This window comes from Mesorhizobium sp. M0047, from assembly GCF_040323315.1.
In the GTDB taxonomy this organism is placed as follows: Bacteria; Pseudomonadota; Alphaproteobacteria; order Rhizobiales; family Rhizobiaceae; genus Mesorhizobium.
The window spans coordinates 24,977-48,157 of record NZ_JAMYUW010000019.1; the positions used below are offsets into that span (position 1 = coordinate 24,977).

General features: G+C 61.8%; 25 protein-coding genes and 3 pseudogenes. 13 read left to right on the forward strand and 15 right to left on the reverse strand.

What is annotated here, in order from left to right; translation table 11 throughout:
• The first annotated feature begins 25 nt into the window (after positions 1–25).
• Together NKJ89_RS19205 and NKJ89_RS19210 are read left to right on the forward strand one after the other, a co-directional pair.
• A complete protein-coding gene (locus NKJ89_RS19205) occupies positions 26–799 on the forward strand; it encodes a response regulator (protein ID WP_198032173.1) in 774 nt (257 codons plus the stop codon).
• 78 nt (positions 800–877) lie between these two features.
• The gene (locus NKJ89_RS19210) at positions 878–2,965 is read left to right on the forward strand and encodes a sensor histidine kinase (protein WP_023757356.1); all 2,088 of its coding nucleotides are present in this window, start codon (positions 878–880) and stop codon (positions 2,963–2,965) included.
• 113 nt (positions 2,966–3,078) lie between these two features.
• On the opposite strand, the pseudogene NKJ89_RS19215 reads toward NKJ89_RS19210, so the two are convergent.
• A pseudogene (locus NKJ89_RS19215) lies at positions 3,079–3,487 on the reverse strand (hypothetical protein).
• Positions 3,488–3,916: 429 nt separating this feature from the next.
• On the opposite strand from NKJ89_RS19215, the gene NKJ89_RS19220 reads away from it, so the two are divergent.
• Together NKJ89_RS19220 and NKJ89_RS19225 are read left to right on the forward strand one after the other, a co-directional pair.
• Positions 3,917–5,119, forward strand: coding sequence for an aromatic ring-hydroxylating oxygenase subunit alpha (locus tag NKJ89_RS19220; RefSeq protein WP_352604717.1), 1,203 nt, complete (start codon positions 3,917–3,919; stop codon positions 5,117–5,119).
• A gap of 108 nt (positions 5,120–5,227) precedes the next feature.
• A pseudogene (locus tag NKJ89_RS19225) lies at positions 5,228–5,344 on the forward strand (Fe3+/spermidine/putrescine ABC transporter ATP-binding protein); the annotation flags it as partial.
• Here NKJ89_RS19225 and NKJ89_RS19230 read toward each other — a convergent pair.
• The 3 genes from NKJ89_RS19230 to betI are packed head-to-tail and all read right to left on the reverse strand — an operon-like array spanning position 5,308 to position 7,592.
• Positions 5,308–6,618, reverse strand: coding sequence for a flavin monoamine oxidase family protein (locus NKJ89_RS19230; RefSeq protein WP_352604719.1), 1,311 nt, complete (start codon positions 6,616–6,618; stop codon positions 5,308–5,310). The pseudogene NKJ89_RS19225 and the gene NKJ89_RS19230 sit on opposite strands and share 37 nt — an antisense overlap.
• Positions 6,615–6,854, reverse strand: coding sequence for a hypothetical protein (locus NKJ89_RS19235; protein WP_352604721.1), 240 nt, complete (start codon positions 6,852–6,854; stop codon positions 6,615–6,617). Before NKJ89_RS19235 ends, NKJ89_RS19230 begins: the two co-directional genes overlap by 4 nt.
• Positions 6,855–6,878: 24 nt before the next feature.
• The gene (gene betI / locus NKJ89_RS19240) at positions 6,879–7,592 is read right to left on the reverse strand and encodes a transcriptional regulator BetI (protein ID WP_502904142.1); all 714 of its coding nucleotides are present in this window, start codon (positions 7,590–7,592) and stop codon (positions 6,879–6,881) included.
• 87 nt (positions 7,593–7,679) lie between these two features.
• Here betI and NKJ89_RS19245 point away from each other — a divergent pair.
• Both NKJ89_RS19245 and NKJ89_RS19250 read left to right on the forward strand, forming a co-directional pair.
• Positions 7,680–7,936: pseudogene (locus NKJ89_RS19245) on the forward strand (aminomethyl transferase family protein); the annotation flags it as partial.
• Positions 7,937–7,938: 2 nt separating this feature from the next.
• Positions 7,939–8,196 (forward strand): hypothetical protein, encoded by a 258-nt coding sequence (locus tag NKJ89_RS19250; protein ID WP_352604725.1) that lies wholly within the window; start codon positions 7,939–7,941, stop codon positions 8,194–8,196.
• Between the two features lie 6 nt (positions 8,197–8,202).
• Here NKJ89_RS19250 and NKJ89_RS19255 read toward each other — a convergent pair whose 3' ends face one another.
• The 4 genes from NKJ89_RS19255 to NKJ89_RS19270 form a co-directional block, all read right to left on the reverse strand.
• Positions 8,203–9,261: a dipeptidase gene (locus NKJ89_RS19255; RefSeq protein ID WP_352604727.1), complete on the reverse strand. Its 1,059-nt coding sequence runs from the start codon at positions 9,259–9,261 to the stop codon at positions 8,203–8,205.
• Between the two features lie 143 nt (positions 9,262–9,404).
• A complete protein-coding gene (locus NKJ89_RS19260; protein WP_023757367.1) occupies positions 9,405–9,704 on the reverse strand; it encodes a GNAT family N-acetyltransferase in 300 nt (99 codons plus the stop codon).
• A 3-nt stretch (positions 9,705–9,707) separates the two neighbouring features.
• Positions 9,708–10,328, reverse strand: coding sequence for an alpha/beta hydrolase (locus NKJ89_RS19265; RefSeq protein WP_023757368.1), 621 nt, complete (start codon positions 10,326–10,328; stop codon positions 9,708–9,710).
• A gap of 4 nt (positions 10,329–10,332) precedes the next feature.
• Entirely contained in the window at positions 10,333–11,265 is a 933-nt protein-coding gene (locus tag NKJ89_RS19270; protein WP_023757369.1) for a VOC family protein, read from the reverse strand.
• A gap of 227 nt (positions 11,266–11,492) precedes the next feature.
• Between NKJ89_RS19270 and NKJ89_RS19275 the strand changes: the two genes are divergently transcribed.
• A complete protein-coding gene (locus NKJ89_RS19275) occupies positions 11,493–13,067 on the forward strand; it encodes an alkaline phosphatase family protein (RefSeq protein ID WP_352604729.1) in 1,575 nt (524 codons plus the stop codon).
• A gap of 42 nt (positions 13,068–13,109) precedes the next feature.
• On the opposite strand, the gene NKJ89_RS19280 is transcribed toward NKJ89_RS19275, so the two are convergent.
• Positions 13,110–14,366, reverse strand: a complete 1,257-nt coding sequence (locus tag NKJ89_RS19280) for a PRC-barrel domain-containing protein (RefSeq protein ID WP_352604731.1) — start codon at positions 14,364–14,366, stop codon at positions 13,110–13,112.
• A 274-nt stretch (positions 14,367–14,640) separates the two neighbouring features.
• Between NKJ89_RS19280 and NKJ89_RS19285 the strand changes: the two genes are divergently transcribed.
• Positions 14,641–15,561, forward strand: a complete 921-nt coding sequence (locus NKJ89_RS19285; RefSeq protein WP_352604733.1) for a diacylglycerol/lipid kinase family protein — start codon at positions 14,641–14,643, stop codon at positions 15,559–15,561.
• A 29-nt stretch (positions 15,562–15,590) separates the two neighbouring features.
• Here the strand turns inward: NKJ89_RS19285 and NKJ89_RS19290 are convergent, their stop codons facing one another.
• Positions 15,591–15,764, reverse strand: a complete 174-nt coding sequence (locus tag NKJ89_RS19290) for a hypothetical protein (RefSeq protein WP_023757374.1) — start codon at positions 15,762–15,764, stop codon at positions 15,591–15,593.
• A gap of 137 nt (positions 15,765–15,901) precedes the next feature.
• Between NKJ89_RS19290 and NKJ89_RS19295 the strand changes: the two genes are divergently transcribed.
• The gene (locus tag NKJ89_RS19295) at positions 15,902–17,434 is read left to right on the forward strand and encodes a sensor histidine kinase (RefSeq protein ID WP_352604735.1); all 1,533 of its coding nucleotides are present in this window, start codon (positions 15,902–15,904) and stop codon (positions 17,432–17,434) included.
• Positions 17,435–17,499: 65 nt separating this feature from the next.
• On the opposite strand, the gene NKJ89_RS19300 is transcribed toward NKJ89_RS19295, so the two are convergent.
• From NKJ89_RS19300 to NKJ89_RS19310, 3 genes are all read right to left on the reverse strand, one after another.
• Entirely contained in the window at positions 17,500–17,958 is a 459-nt protein-coding gene (locus NKJ89_RS19300; RefSeq protein ID WP_352604737.1) for a hypothetical protein, read from the reverse strand.
• 12 nt (positions 17,959–17,970) lie between these two features.
• Positions 17,971–18,297, reverse strand: coding sequence for an ElaB/YgaM/YqjD family protein (locus NKJ89_RS19305; protein WP_023757377.1), 327 nt, complete (start codon positions 18,295–18,297; stop codon positions 17,971–17,973).
• 127 nt (positions 18,298–18,424) lie between these two features.
• Positions 18,425–18,835 (reverse strand): Crp/Fnr family transcriptional regulator, encoded by a 411-nt coding sequence (locus tag NKJ89_RS19310; RefSeq protein ID WP_352604840.1) that lies wholly within the window; start codon positions 18,833–18,835, stop codon positions 18,425–18,427.
• Positions 18,836–18,920: 85 nt separating this feature from the next.
• Between NKJ89_RS19310 and NKJ89_RS19315 the strand changes: the two genes are divergently transcribed.
• Positions 18,921–19,325: a response regulator gene (locus tag NKJ89_RS19315; RefSeq protein ID WP_352604739.1), complete on the forward strand. Its 405-nt coding sequence runs from the start codon at positions 18,921–18,923 to the stop codon at positions 19,323–19,325.
• 43 nt (positions 19,326–19,368) lie between these two features.
• On the opposite strand, the gene NKJ89_RS19320 is transcribed toward NKJ89_RS19315, so the two are convergent.
• Positions 19,369–19,920, reverse strand: a complete 552-nt coding sequence (locus NKJ89_RS19320) for a sigma-70 family RNA polymerase sigma factor (RefSeq protein WP_023757381.1) — start codon at positions 19,918–19,920, stop codon at positions 19,369–19,371.
• Positions 19,921–19,923: 3 nt separating this feature from the next.
• Complete coding sequence (locus NKJ89_RS19325) at positions 19,924–20,127, reverse strand: NepR family anti-sigma factor (RefSeq protein WP_023757382.1); 204 nt, start codon at positions 20,125–20,127, stop codon at positions 19,924–19,926.
• Positions 20,128–20,349: 222 nt separating this feature from the next.
• Here NKJ89_RS19325 and NKJ89_RS19330 point away from each other — a divergent pair, with 222 nt between their 5' ends.
• The 3 genes from NKJ89_RS19330 (at position 20,350) to NKJ89_RS19340 (ending at position 22,770) form a co-directional block, all read left to right on the forward strand.
• Positions 20,350–21,144 (forward strand): response regulator, encoded by a 795-nt coding sequence (locus NKJ89_RS19330; protein WP_023757383.1) that lies wholly within the window; start codon positions 20,350–20,352, stop codon positions 21,142–21,144.
• A gap of 243 nt (positions 21,145–21,387) precedes the next feature.
• Positions 21,388–21,552, forward strand: coding sequence for a DUF1328 domain-containing protein (locus tag NKJ89_RS19335; RefSeq protein WP_006203859.1), 165 nt, complete (start codon positions 21,388–21,390; stop codon positions 21,550–21,552).
• A gap of 186 nt (positions 21,553–21,738) precedes the next feature.
• Entirely contained in the window at positions 21,739–22,770 is a 1,032-nt protein-coding gene (locus NKJ89_RS19340; protein WP_023757384.1) for a sensor histidine kinase, read from the forward strand.
• Positions 22,771–23,181 lie beyond the last annotated feature (411 nt).

The window sequence follows — 23,181 nt, forward strand, 5'->3', positions numbered from 1 at the left end:
CAACCGGATATGAGTGCTGGACATCATGTTTATACCCAATCTACTTTCCACTGAAAGTGGGAGCGAAAACATCGTGCGGGCAAGAATTGTCATCGTCGAGGATGAGCCCGACTTGAGGGATGCGGTCGCCGAATATCTTGGCGCCGCGGGCTATGACGTGGTCACCGCCGAAAGCGCTGCCGCCGCACGCAGCCTCGTTGAAACGCAGTCGTTCCATCTCGCCATCCTCGACATCGCCATGCCCGGCGAGGACGGCCTCTCGCTCGGCCGCTGGCTGCGCTCGAAACTGCCGATCGGCATCATCTACGCGACCGCCGCCGGCACCGCGCTCGACCGCATCGTCGGGCTGGAACTCGGCGCCGACGACTACATCGTCAAACCCTACGAATTGCGCGAAGTGCTGGCGAGGGTCCGCAGCGTGTTGCGCCGGGTTCCCCAGCCTCAGGAACTTCAGGACAAGAAGGCCAGGACGGATCGTCGTTCCGTTGCATTCGGCCCTTTCCAGGCCGATCTCGACGGCAGGCTGGTCACCGGCGCCAACGGCACGGTGGTCGACATGGCCAAAAGCGAATTCGACGTGCTGGAGGTTTTCCTGACTCGCGCCAACCGGCTGCTGACTCGCGCCGCGATCTCCGAGGCGATCGGCTTCACCGAAGATCCGGATTCATCGCGCGCGGTCGACATTCGCATCATGCGGCTGCGCAAGAAGATCGAGACCGATCCGGCCAACCCGAAATTCCTGCGCACGGTGCGCGGAGAAGGTTATATCTTCTCGCTGCCGACCGGCGACGGCAACTGAGCTCCGGGGCCAAAGGGGTTCGGATTCGCAGCTGTTGCTCGCTGATCGAATTGGCACGGCCCGGAATGACGGCAGAAGATGATCGCTGAAGCAGCAAGCACGGATATGCAGGGGTTCAGGCAGGGCGCGGCAATGGCGGCAGTTCGCGTCGTTCGCCGACTGCGTGAGGCCGGCGACTGGCAGCGCGAGATGGACGGCATCCTGGAAACGCTCTGCCGGGCCATAGATTGCCAGCGTGGCATCCTGTTTCGCTTGCGCGAGCTGCCTGGCCAGGGTTTCGCCCAGTCCGTCGCCGCCTACTGGATCGACCCTCTCTTTGGTGGCGAGCTGGCGTCGCCGACCGTCATCGTGCAGTCGATCGTCAATTCGGATCCGCTGCTGGAGCGACTGGCCGAGGACGAACGGCAAGGCAAGATCTTCGCCGGGCATACGCGCGATCTCGAGGGCTTTCTGAGAGCCGATTTCGAAAAGCAGAACATCAAGTCTTTCCTGTCGGTGTCGGTCTTCGCGCACGGCCATCTGTGGGGCACGCTGGCGGTCAACGATTGCGTCAACGAGCGTAAATGGACCGATGAGGAAGAGGCGACGCTGCACATCATCGCGCTCGCCATCGGAGACGCCATCGAACGCTCGCCCTCCGAAGCCCATGCCAGCGAGGTCATCCGCCGCACCATGCTGCAGGCCTCCCTCGATGCCATCGTCGTCATCGACGAGACCGGCTCGATCATCGAATTCAATCCGGCCGCCGAGAAGATGTTCGGCTTCCAGCGCAGCGACATCCTCGGCAAGGACTTGCTCGATACCATCGTGCCTATCTACTACCGAAAGGGCTATGCTTCGGGGGCCGAATACATGACCGGCCGCGGCGCGCCAATGGTCGGCCAACGGCTTGAGACGGTGACCCAGAACTCAGCCGGCGAAGTGTTCCCGATCGAGCTGACGGCGACCGAGATGCGGGTCGCCGACCGTCGCCTGATTTTCGGCTCCATCCGCGACCTGCGCGACAAATTGCGCGCCGAGGAGGAGATCGGTCGTCAGCGCGAGAAGCTGCACCAGAACGAAAAGATGGCGGCGATGGGTTCGTTGCTGGCCGGCGTGTCGCACGAGCTCAACAACCCTTTGGCCGTGGTGGTGGCGCAATCGACGCTGCTGCACGAATTCGCCTCCGATCCGCAGACCAAGGTGCGCGCCGAGAAAGTACGTGCCGCCGCCGAGCGCTGCGGCCGCATCGTCAAGAGCTTCCTGTCGATGGTCCGGCTTCATCCCGCGGCACAAGCCGAGACCGACCTCAACCAGGTGATCCGGGCGGCGCTGGAAGTGACCGCCTATGGCGCGCGCTCAAGCGGCATCATCATCGACACCGACTTCGCCGCCGGCCCGCTGCTGGCCATGGCCGACGCCGACCATGTGACGCAGGTGGCCGCCAATTTCCTTATCAACAGCCAGCATGCCTTGGCTGGCATTGCCGGCGATCGGCTGATCAAGGTGAGGACGTTCCGCAGCGACCGGGGTCATCCCTGCTTCTCGGTCGAAGACAATGGGCCCGGCGTGCCGGAAGCGATCCGCAGCCGCATTTTCGAATCTTATTTCACCACCAAGCCGGTTGGCGTCGGCACGGGCATCGGCCTGTCGATCTCGAAATCCATCATCGAGCGGCACAATGGCAATGTCTGGTTCGAGGAAGTGATCCCGAGAGGCGCGCGTTTCGTCGTCCAGTTGCCGGCCATTGTGGCCGGCCTCGCCACTACAGGCGACAACCAGCCGCGATCCAGCGGCCTGCGCCATGCCCTGATCATCGACGATGAGCCGGATGTCGCCGGCTCGCTCTCCGATATTCTCGAACTGATGGGCATCAAGTCGCGGATCGTTCCAGTCTGGGAATCGGGTGCGGCCACCTTGAGCGGCCACATGCCGCCTGACATCGTCTTTTCGGACCTGCGCATGCCCGGCATCAGCGGCATATCGATCTATCGCGAGTTGCTTGCCGAAAAGACTGACCTGGCACGGCGTTTCGTGCTGGTCACCGGCGACCTTATCGGCGCGAAAGCCGAAATCGAGGCCTTGCCGGCACATCAGCGGCCGGAGATCCTCGAAAAGCCATTCAGCACGCTGGATGTGCGCAGCGTACTGTCGGCCATTGCCGAGCAGGCGATGACAAAAGGATAAAAAGGGGCCCCCGACTTGCGGCGGGAGCCGAAGGGAGCGCTGAGGAGCGCTCGGGGAGGTCAGAGCATGATCCCCAAACGGGAACCTGTTTCGGAATCATGCTTCGACAGAAATCAGAAAATGTTCGGCGTGTCGGTCAGGCGCCGCGTTGGCGATCATGCGGATCGCGCGGGTCTTGTGCACTCCGGACTGCTCGGCGATGGCGCGGAGGCAATCGATGCTCTCGGCGCCCCAGGCTTGGCCCTTGCAGGCGAAGTCGGTCACCGGGATCGGCAGACGAGCGGTCTTGGTCGTCGTCTGCGCGCCCTCGATCAGGTTGGCCGGCGGGTTTAACGAAGCGAAGGCTGGCCCGATTGTCGGCGTGAACGCCATGCCGACGAAGGCGCAAGCAGCCAGCACCATGAACATCGCCATGGGATGGTCGCTGGCCCGCTGGCGCAGCGCCAGTTTCGGACGGCGGTCATTGCGCTCTGGAGCCTGGAGGCGGCGTCCGCCGCGGATCGTCTGGATTTTCGCATACATTGCCTTCCCCTTCGCTGAGTTTCTTTTTGGTGATGAAACGAACTTAGCCGCGCTTTGTAACAAGGCAAGGTGGACGCAAGACCAGCAATGTAACGAGTTTGAAACGGCATTTCGGGCAAAACCGGGCAAAGTCGGGCACTCATCCGCCCCATTCCGACAGCGACTTTCGACCGATTCCAGCCGATTCCTCTGAAAAGCGCCCTCGTGCTCCGCTCCGATGGTTCACGAAGTCGGGTCCAGACCGCGCCCTGAAACCCCGACTAACACCCGGATTCTTCGGGACTTTCCGGGCCGCCAGCAGCGCGGATTTTGCCGCCGGAGGCCTCGCGGATTCTGCTGGGAATCCAGCCCGTTTTGCACAAACCATTGCATTTCAATGCAAAATATGCTTGTATTGAACAAGTATTCAATAAAAAGAAGAGACGTTTTATGAACCCGCTCCTCCGCGACCTGGCGATCCCCAACGATTGGGACCGGCGGGGACTACCGGGCTGGAGCTACCATTCCGATGCCCTTCTCGAGCTTGAGAAGGAACATGTCTTTCGGAATCATTGGCAAATCGTCGGGCATTTATCGGACGTACCTCTCGCCGGCGACTATCTGACCATGGACGTCGTCGGTGAGCGTGCCCTGATCGTGCGCGGCAAGGATGGCGTCGTGCGCGGTTTCAACAATATGTGCCGCCACCGCGGCAGCCGCGTCGTCGCCGAAAGCCAAGGCAATTGCAAGAATGCGCTGGTCTGCCCGTTCCATGGCTGGGTCTACAATCTCGACGGCACGCTGCGCGGTGCCGCACGCCCGCGCTCCTTCCCCGACCTCGACAAGACCGAATTCGGCCTCATGCCGCTCGATCTGGAAGTCTGGATGGGCTTCATCTTCATCCGTTTCCGCAATGGCGGGCCGCAGCCCTCGGTTGCCGAACTGATGAAGCCGATCGAGCCCGAATTCGCGCACTACAGCGCCGCCGACATGGTGCCCTCCTGGGGCATCTGGACCCAGAAGAGCCCGGTCAACTGGAAGTCGGTGCGCGATGTCGACAATGAAGGCTATCACGTCGCCATGGCGCATCCGGCGTTGCAGGATCTCTATGGCGCCACCTATTTCGACGAGCCCTTCATCAACGGCGTGTCGCGCTCATTGGCCACTTACAACCCGCATGCCGGGCGGCGCTGGAGCGTCAAGAACTACGTCAAGATCGCGCCGGAGCCGGCGCATCTGCCCGACTACCTGAAGAAGGCCTGGGTCTATTATGGCATCTTCCCCAACGCGGTCATTTCGATGATGCCGGAATCGGTGCAGTTCTATCAGGAGTTTCCGCTGTCGACGGGCGAGACGCTGCTGCGCGGCGCCGTCTACCGCTACCGCGACGAAAGCCGCAAGCAGGCCGCCGCCCGCTACCTCTCTTTCCGCATCGACCGCGACACCATGTCGGAAGATGTGCAACTCTCGGTGTGGTCGAACGAATCCATGCTGTCCGAAGCCTTCGAGGGTTTTTATCTCTCCGACCTCGAATACGGCGTGCGCACCCACCACGACCATCTGCGCAAGATGCTGCCGGTGCTGGGCCTGGAGACCGCGCCCGAGGAGAAGGACATGTGGAATTTGAATGACGCGCTGAGGTCGAGGTCGTAAGGGCAGACGACGATGAGCGCTCCTCTCCCTGTAGAACGGGAGAGGGGAGCTATCCCCATCAAGCACATGTTGATCAGCGGCCGGACCAGCAGGCCGAGCTCATGCGAGCTCCTGCGACCGCTATCGGTGACCGAAACCAACGATTTCGGCGCCGACGACACCCCGGTCGGGACCTCGATCCGCCTCGCCTACGATCCCGAGGCTTTGGTAGCGATTTCCGACTGAAGCTCGGCGATCACCCTTCGCGCAGCGATCCGTCCGGCAATGATGGCGCCTTCGACATAGCCCGGAAATGACGGCGACAGTTCCGAACTGGCGAAATGCACGGGTGGCGCGCCGGCCAGGATGATGCGCTCGGTGTCGGTCGCATCCATGTCGACGATGAGGTCGCTGTAGCCGCCGACGCCGCCGAGGTCGTCGAACCAGTATCGGACGGCAAGGCCGATCCACTTTGCAGCTTCCGGACCGAGCGCTGCAACGAGACGCGCCGCAATTCTGGTGCGGAGGCCTTCCTGTCCAAAGCCACGCCATTCGATGGCCGATGGACCGCCGATGAAAACCGCCAGCGCCGGATGATCGTCATCCTTGCTGGCGTCGCAGGCAAACAAACCTGGCTGGTCACGCCACATCACCATGCCGCTCAGGCCCTTGGCTCGCCAGAAGGTGGTGGGATAGCGCAGCAGCATCTTGATCACCGTCCCGCTGCGCCAGACGCCAAGTGCTTTCTCCAGAGCCGCCGGCAGTGGCGGCGAATAATCTATCCTCGAGGCCATGACCGGCGGCACGGCGACGAGCAGACAACGAGCCTCTATCGAACCCGCGCTGGTATGGGTGGACACGCCATTTGCGCCTTGCTCGATGCGCGTGACATGCGCGCCAAGCCGCACGCGGGCGCCCAGTTCTTGAGCCAAATCCTCCGCAAGCGAATGCATGGTCTCTGCGAGAAAATATTGCAGCTCCGACACCTCGTTGGTGATACGGCGATCATTGTCGATGAGATGCCAAAGCGGCAGCTTCTCCAGCGCCTGGCACCACAGACCTTCGATCATTGAGCGAAACGCTGCCTTGGCGTCCTTGGGGTCGTCCTGCCGATCGAGCCAGGCGGCGGCTGACAAGCCGGCGATATCAGTATCATCAGGCGCGATCGCGTTCATGCGCTCGCGGATCGCCATCGAGCCGACATAGGTTCGTTCCGCCTCCCCCGCAGACATGGCCGGCTGGGCGACGAATTCGCCGTCTACATAGGTCTCAACCAGCGTCTTGCCATGCTCCTCGACCAACGCCATCAGCGCCGGCATATCCTCGCACAGGAACTGACCGCCGCTGTCGACACGCTCGCCGTCGCCGATCGCCATGGACTCGACCCGCCCGCCGACGCGATCGCGGGCTTCGAGCAGAACGAAATCGATGCCGGCTGCCTTCAGCTCAAGCGCTGCCGACAGGCCGGTGAAGCCTGCGCCGACGATGACGACATCGGTTCTTTCCGGTTCGCTCTTCAATAGCCGGCCTCGATCTTCTCGAACTCTGCCACCCTGCGCTGCTTGAGCTCCGGTGCCACCGGCTGGAACAGGGTCTTGTCGAGAAACTTATCGAGATTGTCGAAGCCGCACTCGACCAGCACTGTATGGTCGATCGCCGCCGTGCCGGCGCCGTTGCCATAGCCGAAGGTCTTGACCAAGTGGTCCGACACGTCGGGCGCCAAGCTCACCGTCAGGCGTCGGGTCAGTATCTTCATCGCCGTTCCATCCTCTGTCGTTTTCTATGGTTCCGTCGTGCCGGCGGCCTTCCACGAAAAGTGCCTGGGGAATGCCGCCGACAGGAATTCATTGGCCGCCTGCAAGGCGATCTCCCTGGTGGTGTCCTCGGTTCCCATCATCAACCGCAGCCACAGCCCCTCCAGCATGGCGCTGAGTGCCAGGGCCATGACCTGCGGCTCATACGCATAATCGCCGCTCTGCTTGAGCGTCGCGCACAGGTCGATGAATATGGTCTGATAGACGGCATCGCGCGCATTGCTCAGCGCCTGGTAGCTCGGCCGCGACTTGGCCTCGCCCCAGAAGGCGCACCAGGCGGCAAGCTTGCGTTTGTTGCAGATCGAACGGTCGAAATCGGCGGAGACCAGGGCATGAAGCTGATCGGCGGGGTCATCGCCTGCCTTCTGCAAGGCGTTGCGCCAGTGCGCCGAATACTCGTCATACATATGCTGCAAGGTCGCGATGAGCAGCTTTTCCTTGCTCTCGAAATGGAAATTGACGATGCCGCGCGACAGGCCGGCGCCATCCGCGACATCGGCCATCGTGGTTTCCGAATAGCCGCGCTTGGCCAGGGAATCGATCGTCGCCTCGATGAGCTGAAGCTGCCTGACCTCCTTCGAGGCCTTGCGCCCGCGCTTTTCGGATTCGGTTTTCCGCGCCGATTCAACGAGGGCCTCCTTGGCGACTGCTGTCTTCATGGGTCTGATGGTCTCCAGCATCGCCGGCTATTCAACCGGCTTTCGACCGCAAAGTGAGTGGGACGGTGCTCACCGCTGTCAAGCACCTTCTGCATGACTTTCCAGGTTCGCAGGCTGCGCCACGTCCTTGTCGGATTGGAGATCGAAGACAACACCCCGGCCGAACACGCCATCGTCTACCACGATGACCAAGGGCAACATCGCCATCGCTGGCGCGGCCATGTGGTGATACTATGGTTGGTGACCTCCGGGTCGAGATCTACGCCATGCGCGAGCTGCAGTACCAGAAACTGATGAAGCGGGCCAAGGTGGCATGGCTGTTCATCAAGCTCGACCGCGCCGCCAATCCGCCGGCGGATTTCTGATCATGGACGACGCCGACAAGCCTGGAGAAGATGGGGAAGCCGCCGAGCAGTGGGCGCTCATCAACACGCCGCTCGGCGAAAAGTGGTCTGGCCGCACGCGCTATGCCGCCGCCATGTTCTTCTACAAGCGCAACGAGATGAGTGCCGAGACGCTTGAAGTCTACCGCATTTGCGCACGGCTCGATTCCGAAAATCCGCTGCCGATCATCCGCGATCGCGGGATCGGCAACGATTGGCTGAAGCGCATGGGTTTCCAATAGGTCGTTCTAACCGATCGTCTTCTCGAGCATGTTGAGCCAGTTGCGATAAGCGATCTTCTCGATCAGCGCGCGGCCGAAGCCACGCGCTGCCAAAGCATCGATCAACTTCGGCAGGCCGGCGACGTCGCCGATGACCGCCGGGATCATGGCACCGTCGAAGTCCGAGCCGAGGCCGACGCCGTCCTCACCCAAAGCCTGCAGCAGCGAATCGACATGGCGCACCATGATGTCGAGGCTGGTGTCGGCATTCATCCGGCCGTCCTCGCGCAGGAAGCCGGTGGCGAAATTCAGTCCGACCATACCGCCGGATTCGCGGATCGCACCGAGTTGCCAGTCGATGAGGTTGCGCGAATGGCCGCTGATCGCATGCACGTTGGAATGGGTGGCGACCAGCGGCGCATCGCTAAGCGCGGCAACATCGCGAAAACCTTTTTCGTTGAGATGCGAGAGATCGATCATGATCTTCAGCTGGTTGCAGGCCTTGACCAGTGCCTTGCCGGCATCGGTCAGGCCGGGCCCTGTGTCGGGCGAGGAGGGGAAGCGGAATGGCACGCCGTGACCGAAAGCATTAGGCCTGCTCCAGACGATGCCGAGCGAGCGCAGGCCGGCCTGATGCAGCACGTCGAGCATGGTAAGCTCGGGATCGATCGCTTCGACCCCTTCGATATGGAACACAGCTGCGATCGAGCCTTGCGCCATGGCATTGCGCACGTCGCCCGCGCTGCGGCAGACGGTGAGAGCTCCGGCCCGTTCCAGCCGGAACAGGATCGAGGCCATCGCGATCGTCGAGGTCAGCGCATCACTGCGCGGAACCTCGGGCGGCAGCGGCTCCGCATCGCTCGGCGCCAAGGGCACGGGGCTGCGCCTGGATTTCTCGACGGGCGGCGGAAAGATGGCGAACATGCCGCCGGCAAAGCCGCCGGCCTTGGCACGCGGCAGGTCGATATGGCCGCCCGATTTTCCCTCTATGAACAGCTTTTCGACATCCGCGTCTTTCGACTGATAAAGTCTGAGCAACGTATCGTTATGGCCGTCGAAGACGGGAACGAGGTCGGTTTCGGTCATGGGGGATCATTCGGTTCGTTTGTCGGCGATGTGGCTGCTGTAGATCATATCTACTTAGGCAGGATGCGCCACCCGGGCAAATGCCAAAGCCACTCCGGTGAGACTGCAGCCGCTTGTCACACCGTTTGCGAACAACGATATCCCTACTTCTTCAGCACGTCGGCCCATTCCTGGTGTCGGCGGAACTGGGCGTTGGCGAACGGGCAGAGAGGAATGATCTTCTTGCCCGCCGCACGCGCATCCTCGACGGCGCGGGTGACGAGCCGAAGCCCGGCACCCTGGCCGCGAAACGCGTCCGGCACCTCGGTGTGGTCGATGATGATCTGGTGCTCGCCAATCTTGGTGAAGGTCATCTCGGCCTCGGCGCCACCGGGCCCGCGCAGGACATAGCGCCCCTTGGAACCGCGATCCTCCAATTCGATCTCAGGCAGTTGGTCAGGCATCGCTTACACTCCTTGGGTGGCGCCGGCGAAGAGCCGCCGCGCAGCTTCGATCTCGTTTGGCCGCACCTCGTGCCCGCCTTCATGCCACTCCACAGTGACATCGGCACCATCGGCACGCAAATAGGCTTCGAGCCGCGTCGTCAGGTTCGGCGGGCATATCGGATCGCGCTTGCCGGCGGTCAACAGAATATGACGGCCCGCGAGGCTGCCCTTGACCTTCGGTTCGAACGGGATGAGCGGATGCATCAGCACTGAGGCGTCGAACCGCGCCGGTCTGGCAAAAATAACGGAGGCCAGGATGTTGGCGCCGTTGGAGTAGCCGAGGCCGAGCACGGCCGACGGCTTCGCCGCCTCGACATGCGCCTTGACGAAGCCCGCCATCTTGTCCGTCGCCCGTGCCAGATCGTCCATGTCGTAGACGCCCTCGCCGGTGCGGCGAAAGAAGCGCGCGGCACCTTGTTCCGACACGTCGCCCCGCGGCGAAATGATGGTCGCCTGCGGCGCGAGATCGCGCCCCAGCGACAGAAGCTGGTTCTCATCGGCTCCCGTGCCATGGAGGACGAACAGCAGCGGACCGCCCGGCGAACCGGGCAGCAGCTTGTGGACGTACGCGTCCTTGCTCATGAGCTCAGCCTTCCAGTTTCTGCAGATGCTGTTCGAGATGGGATCGCAGGTGCTGATGCTGCGTCGGCAGCTTCAACGCCTCGCCGAGATGAGCGGTATCCTCGTCGCGATCGAAGCCTGGCTCGTTGGTGGCGACTTCGAACAGCACGCCACCCGGCGTGCGGAAATAGATCGCCCAGAAATAGTCGCGATCGATCACCGGCGTCACCCCATAGCCGGTGTCCATCAACGCCTTGCGCACTTCGAGCTGCTTGGCGCGGTTCTCGACCGCGAAGGCGACATGGTGGACGGAGCCGGCGCCCAGATCGGCGAAGGCGGCGGTCGGCAGCGATTCGATGTCGACGACATCGGCGCCGTTGCCGTTCTTCACAGCGAGCCGCCTGACATTGCCTGATTTCTCGATCTCCTCGTAGCCCATGAATTTCAAAAGCTCCTCGGTAGCGCCGCCATCCTTCAGACGCAGCGACACCGAGTGGAAGCCGCGGATCGCCTCATCAACGGGAATGCCGCCTTTCGCCCATGGCGCTCTGCTGTCCGCCTTGTCTTCGACCAGCGCGAAGCCATCGCCATCGGGGCCTGCAAAGGCCAGACGCTTCTCGCCGAACGTCACTTCGCGCGACACGCCGGCGACGCCCTCATCGGCAAAACGCTTTTCCCAATAGTCAAGCGTACCCTCCGGCACCGAATAAACCGTGGTACCGACTTCGCCGACGCCATGCCGGCCCTTTCCGATGTTGGGGAACGGGAAATAGGTCATCACCGAACCGGGCGTGCCTGTCTCGTCGCCATAATAGAGGTGGTAGACATCGGGCGCGTCGAAGTTGACGGTCTTCTTGACTCGGCGCTGGCCGAGCTTCTGGGTGAAGAACTCATTGTTCTGCCGGGCATCCCTGGCCATCGAGGTGACGTGATGCAGGCCCTTGATCTGGTCGAGCATGTCTTGCTCCTTCCCTTGGTGCTTGTGCGGCCCTCGCCGCTGTCCACGCCAATATGAGGATGCGGGCGCTTAAGGCAAAGGCGGCAAACACAGAATGGACTGTGTTGTACAAGTGAACAATTGATGGGGAACCGTTCACCAAACGACTCACAAGACAGACTTGCGCCGTCGGCAGAATTCGGTTCCATGAGCGGCGTTTTCGAGCATCCGGACAGGGGGTATCGCGAGTGACTGGGAAAACCAGGCGGCCTAACATTCTGCTGATCACATGCGACCAGTGGCGCGGCGATTGCCTGTCGGCCGCGGGCCACCCGCTCGTGAAGACGCCGAATGCCGATGCGCTGGCCGCGGAGGGTGTGCTGTTCAAGCGGCACTATGGCGGCGCGGCGCCCTGCTCGCCGGCCCGCGCCTGCTTCTACACTGGCCTCTACCAGATGAACAACCGCGTCTGCCGCAACGGTACGCCGCTCGACGCCCGTCACGGCAATATCGCGCTGCATGCGCGCGGTCTGGGCTACGATCCGACGCTGTTCGGCTACACCGACGTCTCACTCGATCCGCGCTTGCTGGCGCCGGGCGACCCGCGGCTGCAAAGCTATGAAGGCGTGCTGCCGGGCTTTGCGGTGCGCCAGTTGCTGCCCGAACATCAGAAACAGTGGCTTTCCTGGCTGAAGCAGCGGGGCGTCGACATCAGCGCCGGATCTCCCGACATCCACCGCCCGGTGGCCCAAGGCAAGGCCATCGCATCCGTCAGCAACGCGCCGCCTGTTTACACCAGAAACGAAACCCCGGCCGCCTTCCTGACCGGCGAATTCACGCGCTGGCTCGGCGAGCAGGAGGACGCGGCGCCTTGGTTCGCGCATCTTTCCTTCATCAGCCCGCATCCGCCCTTCATCGTCCCGGAGCCCTACAACACGATGTATGATCCGCGCGACGGACCTTCCTTCCAGCGTGCGGCAAACTGGCAGACAGAGGCCGAAAGCCATCCCTATCTCGCCTTTGATCTAGGCCGGCAGAAGCAGATGAAATTCCGTCCCGACGCCAAGGGCAAGGTGCACGACTGGAACGAGGACGACTTTCGCCGCATCCGCGCCATCTATTACGGCATGATCTCCGAGGTCGACGCGCAGCTCGGTCGCATCTGGCAATCGGTCAAGGCCGCGGGCGCGTGGGACGACACCATCATCGTGCTGACATCGGACCATGCCGAGATGATGGGCGACCATTTCATGCTGGGCAAGGGCGGCTACTTCGACGGCAGCTACCACATTCCGCTGATCATCCGCGACCCGCTCCACGCCACGGCTGCCGGCGGCAGCGTCGATCGCTTCACCGAAGCGGTGGACATTTTGCCGACGCTTCTCGATCTGCTCGGCGAAGCACCCGCGCCGCATCTCGACGGATACTCGGTGAAGCCATTCCTGGACGGCGGAAGCCCTCCGGACTGGCGCGATGCCGCGCACTGGGAGTTCGATTTCCGTTCGATCGCCGATGGTGAGGCTGAACGGCATTTCGGCATCGCCTCACGCCAGTGCAACCTCGCCGTCATCCGCACAGAAAAATTCAAATATGTGCATTTCGGTGGCGGCCTGCCGCCGCTGCTGTTCGATCTGGAAAATGATAGGGGCGAGTTGAACAATCTGGCCGCCGATCCAGCCTATCTCGTCGTGCGGCTGGAGTTCGCCGAACGGCTGCTCGCCTGGCGAGCCGAACATCTCGACCAGTCGCTGGCACTGGCCGAACTGACCGAGCACGGCGTGGTTGGTCACATAGCTGGAGTGGTAAGGGGATTAGGGCAGTAAGGCGAACCGGTACGTCGACGGTCCAGCCCTACTGCCTGTTGCCTACCTCATGATCATGCGCTGCTGATCGCGCTTTTGGGCATAGCTACCCTTCTCATAGGCGGTTTGAGCCTCAAGCTGTTGCTTGGTGAAGGTCGTGTAGAGATACTTCTTGCCGTTCTTGTCGGTCATGAATTTGAGGTTATCCATGCCGACCGCGACCTCCTTCGCGCCAATGCCGAGGAAGCCGCCGACATCGACGATCACGGCATCGGGTTTTTTGTCGGGGGTCAAGACGACGTCGCCGATCACGCCGACCTTGGCGTCGTTGGCACCGTAGACGGTGGTGCCCTTCAGATCGTCGGCGCGGATCTCACCAACCGGCATTTCCGTCAGCGCAGACTTGTCGATGGCTGCGGTCTTTGTCTGGTCAGGAGTCTGGTCAGGAACCGTCGCGGCGGCCGGTGCGGTTGCTGGAGGCGCATTGGAAGCCGTCGTTGCCGGCAGCGGATCATAGGCCTTGCGGTTGAAATCCGGCTGCGCCTGCAGCTCTTCCTTGGTGGTCTGGGCCACCAGCCAGCGATCGCCGTTCCTCTCGGCCCATTTGGCCTTGTTGAAATCATAGGCGACGTTCTTGGCCCCTATACCAAGGAATCCGCCGACGCCGATGATCAGGGACTGCGCTTTGCCTTCCTTGGTCAGAACGATGTCGTTGACGCTGCCGATGTTCTGCGCGTCATCGCCGGTGCCGTTGTAGACGGTTTCGCCGATGATGTTGGTGGCAAGATTGCCGTCGGCGCGCTTCACGGGTTCCGTCGGAGCGGCGTTCATGTCGACAGGCTTTTGCGCGGTATTCGTCGTCGCAGGTGCTGTTGGCGCCGCAGTCGGAGCGGGAGGCGCAGGAGCGTAGGGCTTCGTGTCGAATTCAGCCTGCGCAGTCAACTCTTCCTTGGTGGTCCGGGCAACCAGCCAGCGGTCGCCGTTCTTTTCGGCCCATTGCAGTTTGTCGTAGTCGAAGGCGACGTTTTTCATGCCTACGCCCAGAAATCCGCCGACGCCTATGATGACGGATTTCGCCTGCCCATCCTTGTCGAAGACGACGTCAGTGACCTTGCCGATGTTCTCGGCATCATCGGCGGTGCCGTTGTAGACGGATTCGCCGATGATGTTGGTGACGATGCTGCCCTCTGCGCGCACTGGAGCGGCGCCTGGCTGCTGAACGGCAGGGGCGCTCGGCGCCGGGGCTGTCGTACTCTGCGCGTGGGCCCCGCTCGCGACCAGCGCTGCGAGTGCGGTCGTGGCTAAGAGGTTGCGGATCATGATGTTCTCTCCTCGTGCCTGATTTCGTGCGCGCGTCGTCGCTAAAGGAGATCGGACGCGGCGCCTTTTACAGCTTCACAACGTCGTGAGCATGCTGTTGTTCCGACAAAAAGCGCGGGCGTCCGTGCCAGAATCACCGGGCGATGTGCCTTGGCCGCAGAGCGAGCCGCGCGAATGTCGATTGCTCTCGAGCGGAACCTTTCCCGCTTCGCCGCGTTTCAGCCTGCGGCTGGGTCTGTCCCGGTCCAACCATGGTCGAATAACGGAGCGGGGCATGAAATTTGCAGCGGTGCTGAACCGGGAAGGTGGCACCTTGCGCACAACCGACATTGCCGCTTTCTCCGACAGGATGCATCGGACGCTGGAGACGGCAGGTCACTCTCTCAGCATCGAGATTGTCGCCGGCAAGGATGTAGTGGAAACGCTCGACAGCGTGGCTTCACGTCGCACTATCGACGTCGTGCTGGCAGGTGGCGGCGACGGGACCATTTCCGCCGCGGCTGCCCGGCTAATGGGCACGAAGAAGGCGCTCGCCATATTGCCGGCCGGTACCATGAACCTGTTCGCACGAGGGCTGGGTATTCCCCAGACGCTCGATGCCGCGCTTGAATCTTTCGCCGACGGCGAAATCATTGCGGTCGACATGGCGACTGCCAACGGCAGGCCCTTCATCCACCAGTTCTCGATCGGCATACATGCGAAGCTGGTGCAACTCCGCCAAAAGATGGAGTTTGGTTCACGTCTGGGGAAAATCCGCGCCTCGGCCAAGGCGGCCTGGGCCACGATCAACAATCCACCGGCGATGAACGTGACGCTCAGCATCGGCGACGCCGAGATGGCGGCCCGCATTACCGGCATCGGCATCACCAACAATCTGTTCGGCGAAGGCCACTTGCCATATGCCGACAACCCGGCAGGCGGCGTGCTTGGCGTCTATATCACGGTGGCGCAACAGCGCGCCGAACTGGTCAAATTCTTCTTCAATATGGCGCGCGGCAAATGGCGCGACAACGAACATGTCGAAATTCATCAGGCGAACAAGACGGTCCTGAAAATCCATTCGGGGAGCAGCAAGTTTCGTGCCGTGATGGATGGAGAACTGGTCCATCTCGACCGTGAAACGACGATCGAAATCCACCCTGGCGCACTGAATGTCCTGGTGCCGGCCAGCGTCGCCGAGGCAAAGGCTGCCTGATGCGATCTCTAGCGATGAAGCCCGAAAATCTAGCCGCTCGGCGCACTTCCTTGCTCTGTCGCCGGCGTCTTGACAATTTCACCATAGATCTCGGCGATGCCCCAGGCAGCGAAGGCCAGCAACAGCGCGGCAATCAAAATGCGCAGGCCGTGCCAGCCCCATCGCCCCTGACGCGCCTTATTTTCGGGAATGATCTTGGGCATGGTCGGTCCTTATCTCGTTTTGCACCAAGTGACGCGCCTGGCACAATATGGTCATGTAACGGTTCCTCGCTAGGATGGTTCCGGGCCGACGAAGACGGCGCGCGGGCGAGGACGAAGACCGGGCATTGGGGACTTGGGTGAATAGCAAGGCCAAGATAGTGCCGGATTTGCCGGCCGAAGTTGCGTGCGCGGTCGAGGACGAGGACCGGCTGGCCGTGCTGCATGGGCTGGAGATACTGGATACTGCGGCCGACCCGGATTTCGACCGCATCAGCAGTCTTGCCGCGGCGGTGATGCAGGTGCCAATCGCCACTGTCACCCTTGTTGACCATGGGCGGCAATGGTTCAAATCCTGCTTCGGTTTGGACGAGACCGCGGCCGCGGCCGACACGTCCTTCTGCGCCCATGCGATTGCCGCCGGCCACGAACCGATGGTGGTCGCGGATGCAACGACGGATCCCCGTTTCAAGACCAACCCGCTGGTCACTGGCAAGCACCATGTACGCTTCTATGCCGGCGCGCCGATAATCGTGGCGGGTGCGCGCATCGGCGCGCTGTGCGTCCTCGACAGCAAGCCTCATCCCTTTCCATCCCGCGCCGAGCTCGACCAGTTGAAGGCGCTCGCCGACCTCGCCGCCAGCCTGTTCATCTTGAAGGACGCGACCCGCAGCGGCGCCATCGCCGAGGCTGCGCTCGTGCGCGAGGAAAAACGACGCGCCATTGCGCTCGACGCGGCGTCGCTCGCCAGCTGGGCGTGGGACATCCGTACCGACGTCATCGAATGCGACACCTTGCTGACGGAGCTGTTCAACCTGCCGCGCTCAAACCGGCTGCGGGCACGCGACATCCTCACCGCCATCGATCCGCGCGACGTCTACCAGACCGAGACCCGCTTTCGCGATGCCTTGACTGGTAGCGACGACTATTTCGGCGAATACCGGGTGAAGGGCATTCATCCGCCACGCTGGCTCGCCACGCGTGGCCGCGTCATCGAGCGAGACGGCGACGGCAAGCCGACGCTGATCTTCGGCGTCAACTACGACATATCGGAGCGCAAGCTTGGCGACGAACGTCAACGGCTGCTGCTGCGTGAGCTCAACCACCGCGTCAAGAACACGCTGGCGACGGTCCAGGCACTGGCGACGCAGACCGTGCGTCATGCCCGCCAGCCGAGCGAATTCCTCGAGGCCTTTGGCGCCCGGCTTCAGGCCTTGGGCATCGCCCACAGCCTGCTATCGGACCGCGAGTGGCGCGGCATCGGCATCCGTGAACTCGTCCAGATCGAGGTCAGGCCCTTCGACACGGCCAAGCAGGCGCGCCTGACGATCTCCGGCGACGATTTGCTGCTGTCGCCCGACCAGGCCGTAGGGCTCGGCCTGATCCTGCACGAACTGGGTAGCAATGCACTGCAGTACGGATCGCTGTCGGTGGTATCAGGCAGGATTGATCTCGGCTGGAGGAAGCAAGGCAGAAAGGGCGCCCAGCGCCTTGTGCTGACTTGGCGCGAAAGCGGCGGCCCGCAAGTCGTCCCGCCTGAGCGGCATGGCTTCGGCTCGATCCTCATCCGCCGCAGCCTTGCCAAGGTCATTGCCAGCGAAGTGACCCACGAGTTTCGGCCGGAAGGCGTGTTTGCCGAGATATCGATGCCGCTGGAGGATTTGTCGAAGTAACAGGCCATAATCCCGAAAAGTGGAAGCCGATTTCGGAAAAGATCATGGCCGACAGAAAAACGACCCTATTTCCGCTCGCCCTCGTCCGGATCGTCGGGTTTCACATTCTCGCGGTAGATCGCGTAAGCCGCGAGCGCTATGGCCGGACCCAGAATAATCCCGAGACCGCCTTTTCCCTTGAGCAGCGTCGGCAGCACGGCGAGCGCAGCGGCGATGCCAATTGCTTTCATGTCGGCGTTGCGGCGTTGCGCCCGGCGTCGGGCGCGCGTGCCTGCGGATAGCTGGTAAATCAGCAGAATCAGCCCGGCAAGCACCAAGAAAGCGGCGCCAAAGCCCAGCGCGGCGGCAAGCGACCCGTAGCGCGTCGCCGCCCAGATATAGGCTGCGCCGACCAGAAAACCGATACCACCGAGCGCGGCCGTCAGAGCGAGCCCATAGACGATTGCCGCCGTGCGCGCCCGGCGCATGGCGGCAACGGCTTCGCCCGACGCCAAGCCGGAAATCAGGGATGCGAGCATTCCCATCAGGGGATGCGACTAGCGACGCGCGAGGAGCGCAAAAAGGAAACCGACGCCGGCAGCGATCGCCAATGACGTCACCGGTTTCTCACGCACGCTTGCCATCATTTGTGCTTCGATATCCTTGGCGTTGCTGCGCAGGCTATCAAAGGCTGCTTCGCCTTGCGCACGCAGCTGCTCGACGCCTTCCGTGGCTGCACGACGCGCGGTGCCATAGCCATGCTCGCCGGTCTTGGCCAACTGCTTGGTGAGCTTGTCGATATCGGCCTTCAGCTGCCTGATATCGGCTTCGAGGTCCGCATTTGCACGGGCATCGCTTGCGGTCTTTCCTGCGGCAGTTGCCATCGCTTAACTCCCTGTGATTGCTCGATTTCAAACGCACCGCATGTCTCAAGGTTCCGACACCGGGGACAAACTAGCCGAAAACGCATCGGCGCGCACCTCGTCCGCCGACGAGGCAAAAGGCGCCTCGTCAGATCAGCGGCCGGCGCGCCTCGCCCAACCCTTCCCAGCCGGCCAGCCGCTTTAGCCCTTCAGCGTCGATGACTTCGCAGCCGCCGTCGCGCCAGGCGATCAGCTTGCGATCCATCAGCTTGCGGATAGTCTTGTTGGTATGAACCAGCGACAGGCCGAGCGTGTCGGCGATGTGTTGTTGAGTGATCGGTATCTGGATGGACTGCTTGCCGTTCAGCCCGACGACTTTGGCCCGAACCGTGGCACCGTTATCGACGGCGGGTTGCCCTTTTTTGAATCTGCTGACGAAGGCCAGTTCCTGTTTTTCGAACTCGCGGAAACCCGGCAACGGCCGCAACGGGCAGTTCTCGCAGCTATATTGGCGGGCGACTGCTTTGCGCTGAAAAGCCGCTCTTCGGACGAACTGCATTTCAACGCGTTGCAAGGATTGAGGTTCCGCCGCCGGCCACATGTCTTTTTTAAATGACAGCACGCCAATTAGTGATCATGACTCAATGTGTTTCAAGGAGACATTGCCTGTGCCCACATTGCTTGACGGATTGCGGATTCTCGTTCTGGAGGATGAATTTCTCATCGCCATGGATGTCGAGCAGCTTTGCCGTGACCACGGCGCCGGTGAAGTGGTGATCGCCCGCGATCTGACCGAGGTCGATGGCCGCGAGGTCGCCACACAGTTCGATGCAGCCATTGTCGACCTCATGTTGGCCGGTGCCTCGACACTCGATTTCGCTTCGGGGCTGCGCGCGGCAGGCGTACCTTTCGTATTTGCGACGGGCTATTCGGATGCCGATGAAATCAAGGCAGCCTTTCCGGGCGTCAGGCTGGTCGGCAAACCCTATTCGGGTGAAGACCTGGTGCAAGCGGTGGCGGCGGCCTGCGGACGTGCCTCTTCGGATTGAAACAAGATCCCGACCTTGCGGATTGCGGCCTGGCGATCCCAGGTCAACTGGCCGGCGTGCCCGTGACCTGGGCAGAAATCGCATCCGGACCATACTCGTCTTCGCCTGATATTTTCAGGATCTCCTGCAAGCGTGTGCGGGCCCGGCTGACCCGGCTCTTGATCGTCCCGACCGCGCAACCGCAAATCTCAGCGGCCTCTTCGTAGGAGAAACCCGACGCACCGATAAGGATGATGGCTTCGCGCTGGTCCTCTGGCAATTGTTCGAGGGCGCCGCGAAAATCCTTCAGGTCGAGCTGGCCATGCTGGGCCGGATGAACGGAAAGCCTGGCCGTCATGATACCGTCGCTGTCTTGCACCTCGCGCCCGCGTTTGCGCATCTGCGAATAGAATTCATTGCGCAGGATGGTGAAAAGCCATGCTTTGAGGTTGGTACCGGGCTGGAAGCTCTCATGCTTGTCCCACGCCTTGACCAGCGTTTCCTGGACAAGATCGTCCGCTTTGTCGGCGTTCTGCGTCAGCGACACGGCAAAAGCGCGCAAGCTCGGGATCGCCCCAAGCAGATCGGTCTTGAAGCCTTGGGAGACCGCTGCCATGCCTCAGTCCTTCTTCTGCGCAGGTTCGGCCTGTTCCAGTTGGCTGAGCAACCGGGCGAAGCGATCCGGCACATCGTCAGAGACCAGTTCGTCGTAATATTGTTTGAGTTTGCGTCCGATTTCGGAGTTCGGCCCAAGCGCGTCACCGGAACCGTTCCGGCGCCTGCCCGCGGCGCCAGCCAGAATATCTTTCGTCATATCCTTCATTTTGCCCTTATATTCCAGAAACCAAGCCGCTCACAACGGACTCGACAACGCAAGCGGCCCCCCTCGTCTGGTTGCCCCATCCCCGTTCCAAACGCTCTCTTCCCGCATTAGTTCCATCAGGGCCGGGAACTTTTTCTCAGGACCGGCGTTGTTTGACTGGGCTTGCAATCGGCTCGATCTGCCATCTATGCAACCACGTCATTCTGAGGGAGACGTACTATCATGAGCTTATCTGCCACCATCGCACCACACCTGCCGTTCCTGCGCCGCTTCTCGCGGGCCGTTTCCGGATCGCAGGAAAGTGGCGACGCCATGGTCGCCGCGATGCTCGAAGCCATCATAGCCGATATCGACATCTTCCCTGAGGCATCGAGCGACCGTATCGCACTGTACAAGGTTTTCGCCAAGCTGTTCACATCGGTCGCCATCCGCGTCCCGCAGGAGCACGCGCAATCGGCGTGGGAACAGCGGGCCGCCGCCAATCTGAATGCGATTGCGCCGCTTCCCCGTCAGGCCTTCCTGCTCGTCGCCGTCGAAGGTTTCAGCGAGGACGAGGCGGCAGAGATACTCGATGTCGGCGACCAGGAATTTTCAGAGCTGCTGGCGCAGGCTAGCAGCGAGATTTCTCGCCAGGTGGCCACCGACGTACTGATCATCGAGGATGAACCGCTGATCGCAATGGACATAGAGGAAATGGTCGAGAGCCTCGGGCACCGCGTCGTCGGAACGGCGCGTACCCATGACGAGGCGGTGACGATGTTCGGCAAGACAAGACCGAAGATGGTGCTGGCCGACATTCAGCTTGCCGACGGCAGTTCGGGCATCGAGGCGGTGAACGAGATCCTGTCGTCGACGTCGGTGCCGGTGATCTTCATCACCGCCTTTCCCGAGCGTCTGTTGACCGGCGAGCGTCCTGAACCGGCGTTCCTGGTCACCAAGCCGTTCAATCCCGACATGGTCAAGGCGCTGATCAGCCAGGCGCTGTTCTTCGATCGCCAGGCGAAAGCCGCCGCATAGTCGGGAATGGAGGAGTGGAGGAATTGACGAACCCGAGGCGATAGCCTCGCTCGCCGATTTTCTCCATATCTTCAATTCATCAATTCTCCAATTCGTGCCGCCTGATGCACGCATCGGGCGGCAACGGCAAATTTCCCCGCGCCCCCAGCTCCGAACGATTTGCAAGCATCGTCTTTTTCGGCAAAGGGTGGAACAAACCGCATCTACCCACGTTTTCATCGCACCATTCGAAGGAGATGGATCATGCTTTACTGGGCGCTCGTATTTCTCGTCGTGGCAATCATCGCCGGCGCGCTTGGTTTCGGCGGTATCGCCGGTACATCTGCTGGCATAGCGCAGATATTGTTTTTCATCTTTCTCGCTTTCCTGATCATTTCGCTTCTTGCGGGTCTTTTCAGACGGGCGTGAGGACCGAGCGATCATCGAGCGAACACTGGAAGCCGCACCCCTCAAACGGTTTCCAGTCACCGCCGGGCGGTATCCTTCAAGGGCACCGTCCGGCGGACCGCTTTTGGAGGCTCGTTTCGGGAAATCTCCTGTGGAACCCATTCAACAGTGAGCCGTTCAGCCTGAGTTGGGTGGACAGGTTAGCCGATGCGTTCCAGAATCGGAAATAGAGAGGACGATGTGCAAAGCGATGAAGTCATCGCCTTGCACCCTGCCGAAAACGGCATGCAGCTTGGTCGGGCTCTTCTCCACGCTTTGCACAATGCAGGCATTTCCGTTCTCTATCAGGATCGCGAGATGAGGACCGTATGGGCGCGCAACATGCGTGCGCCCTGGGTCTCCGATACCGCCGACAGCAATGGCATCCTGCCGGCGGCGCAGGCAGACCGTATTGGCGCAGCCAAACGCGACGTCATTGCATCCGGCAACCCGCAACATCTCGAGATCAGCGTTCCCGCCGAGGATGGCATCCGCTGGTTTCAAGTCTGGATCGATGCCGACCACGGCGATGGCGGCACGGTGCAAGGCGTCGTCACCACGATGGTCGAGACGACCGAGCAGAAACGCCGCGAGCAGACCCTCACGACGCTGTTGCGTGAAGTCAGTCATCGCTCGAAGAATCTGCTGGCGATCATTCAAAGCATAGCCACCCAGACCGGGCGCTACTCCGACGGCATCGGCGATTTCCTGACACGCTTCCGCGGCCGGCTGCAATCACTGGCTTCATCCCAGGATCTCGTGACCTCCTCCAATTGGCGGGGCGCCGCACTTCGCGAACTGGTGTCGGGCCAGGTTGGCCGCTACGGCGGGGATCCGGTTCGCAGCCTGCGTTTTCAGGGGGCAAACCCCTATCTCAATCCCAACGCTGCCCTGCATATCGGCCTCGCCATGCATGAACTCGCCGTCAACTCGGTGAGCTATGGCGCCCTGTCGCGGCCGAATGGGTTTGTCGAGGTTACAGCCAGCCTGACTCCCGACGACACCGGGACCTCCCTGTCTCTGACGTGGGCCGAGACGATCGGAGCCAACGACAACCAGCGTAGCGAGAAGCGCTTCGGCAGCGTCGCACTCGAACGGGTCGTGCCGGCATCGCTGAACGGCACGGCGACGCTCGAAATAGCGGCTGATCGCCTCGAATACCGCCTTGTTGTTCCGCATGGCAATTTCGAGACGGAATGAGCGACCGGCGTTTGCCGGATCCTTAACCGGCTGTTCACCATAAAAGTCGATGCTGTTTTTCCGAGATACCGCTGGACCTGTTGGATCGCCGGACATTTCCGCGGCAGGAACTTGCAGCCCGAGGCGTCCGTACCGACGCCTCCTATACCTCAGGCCTCACAGCGCCTTCTCGCCTTAAGTCTGGCTGCGGTCATACTCGCAATCGTGCTCTTTCAACTGGCCTACTGATAGTCGGCGCCCCGCGCGCCATGCCCTTCATCCTCATGGGTCGCGAAGCCTGCCGTGCAGAACTTTGCCGAGTGAGGGCCGTTACTGTGGCAAGAGTGATTCGGGACCGATGAGTCGATGGTCAGGAGCAGGCTCGGAATATCGGGCCTTTCGGTCGATCCGGCTCCGGAAGACGATTATGAC

Excerpts from the sequence above, each read along its gene's own strand:
- NKJ89_RS19305 (WP_023757377.1), bottom strand. The coding sequence starts at position 18,297 with ATGGCAACTGCCGCAGGAAAGACCGCAAGCGATGCCCGTGCAAATGCG.
- NKJ89_RS19325 (WP_023757382.1), bottom strand. The coding sequence starts at position 20,127 with ATGAAGGATATGACGAAAGATATTCTGGCTGGCGCCGCGGGCAGGCGC.
- NKJ89_RS19205 (WP_198032173.1), top strand. The coding sequence starts at position 26 with ATGTTTATACCCAATCTACTTTCCACTGAAAGTGGGAGCGAAAACATC.
- NKJ89_RS19335 (WP_006203859.1), top strand. The coding sequence starts at position 21,388 with ATGCTTTACTGGGCGCTCGTATTTCTCGTCGTGGCAATCATCGCCGGC.
- NKJ89_RS19255 (WP_352604727.1), bottom strand. The coding sequence starts at position 9,261 with ATGACCGAAACCGACCTCGTTCCCGTCTTCGACGGCCATAACGATACG.
- NKJ89_RS19235 (WP_352604721.1), bottom strand. The coding sequence starts at position 6,854 with ATGAAGATACTGACCCGACGCCTGACGGTGAGCTTGGCGCCCGACGTG.
- NKJ89_RS19290 (WP_023757374.1), bottom strand. The coding sequence starts at position 15,764 with ATGCCCAAGATCATTCCCGAAAATAAGGCGCGTCAGGGGCGATGGGGC.
- NKJ89_RS19265 (WP_023757368.1), bottom strand. The coding sequence starts at position 10,328 with ATGAGCAAGGACGCGTACGTCCACAAGCTGCTGCCCGGTTCGCCGGGC.
- NKJ89_RS19260 (WP_023757367.1), bottom strand. The coding sequence starts at position 9,704 with ATGCCTGACCAACTGCCTGAGATCGAATTGGAGGATCGCGGTTCCAAG.
- NKJ89_RS19285 (WP_352604733.1), top strand. The coding sequence starts at position 14,641 with ATGAAATTTGCAGCGGTGCTGAACCGGGAAGGTGGCACCTTGCGCACA.
- NKJ89_RS19250 (WP_352604725.1), top strand. The coding sequence starts at position 7,939 with ATGGACGACGCCGACAAGCCTGGAGAAGATGGGGAAGCCGCCGAGCAG.
- betI (WP_502904142.1), bottom strand. The coding sequence starts at position 7,592 with ATGCTGGAGACCATCAGACCCATGAAGACAGCAGTCGCCAAGGAGGCC.
- NKJ89_RS19340 (WP_023757384.1), top strand. The coding sequence starts at position 21,739 with ATGCGTTCCAGAATCGGAAATAGAGAGGACGATGTGCAAAGCGATGAA.
- NKJ89_RS19210 (WP_023757356.1), top strand. The coding sequence starts at position 878 with ATGATCGCTGAAGCAGCAAGCACGGATATGCAGGGGTTCAGGCAGGGC.
- NKJ89_RS19330 (WP_023757383.1), top strand. The coding sequence starts at position 20,350 with ATGAGCTTATCTGCCACCATCGCACCACACCTGCCGTTCCTGCGCCGC.
- NKJ89_RS19315 (WP_352604739.1), top strand. The coding sequence starts at position 18,921 with ATGTGTTTCAAGGAGACATTGCCTGTGCCCACATTGCTTGACGGATTG.
- NKJ89_RS19310 (WP_352604840.1), bottom strand. The coding sequence starts at position 18,835 with ATGCAGTTCGTCCGAAGAGCGGCTTTTCAGCGCAAAGCAGTCGCCCGC.
- NKJ89_RS19300 (WP_352604737.1), bottom strand. The coding sequence starts at position 17,958 with ATGGGAATGCTCGCATCCCTGATTTCCGGCTTGGCGTCGGGCGAAGCC.
- NKJ89_RS19320 (WP_023757381.1), bottom strand. The coding sequence starts at position 19,920 with ATGGCAGCGGTCTCCCAAGGCTTCAAGACCGATCTGCTTGGGGCGATC.
- NKJ89_RS19220 (WP_352604717.1), top strand. The coding sequence starts at position 3,917 with ATGAACCCGCTCCTCCGCGACCTGGCGATCCCCAACGATTGGGACCGG.
- NKJ89_RS19280 (WP_352604731.1), bottom strand. The coding sequence starts at position 14,366 with ATGATCCGCAACCTCTTAGCCACGACCGCACTCGCAGCGCTGGTCGCG.
- NKJ89_RS19270 (WP_023757369.1), bottom strand. The coding sequence starts at position 11,265 with ATGCTCGACCAGATCAAGGGCCTGCATCACGTCACCTCGATGGCCAGG.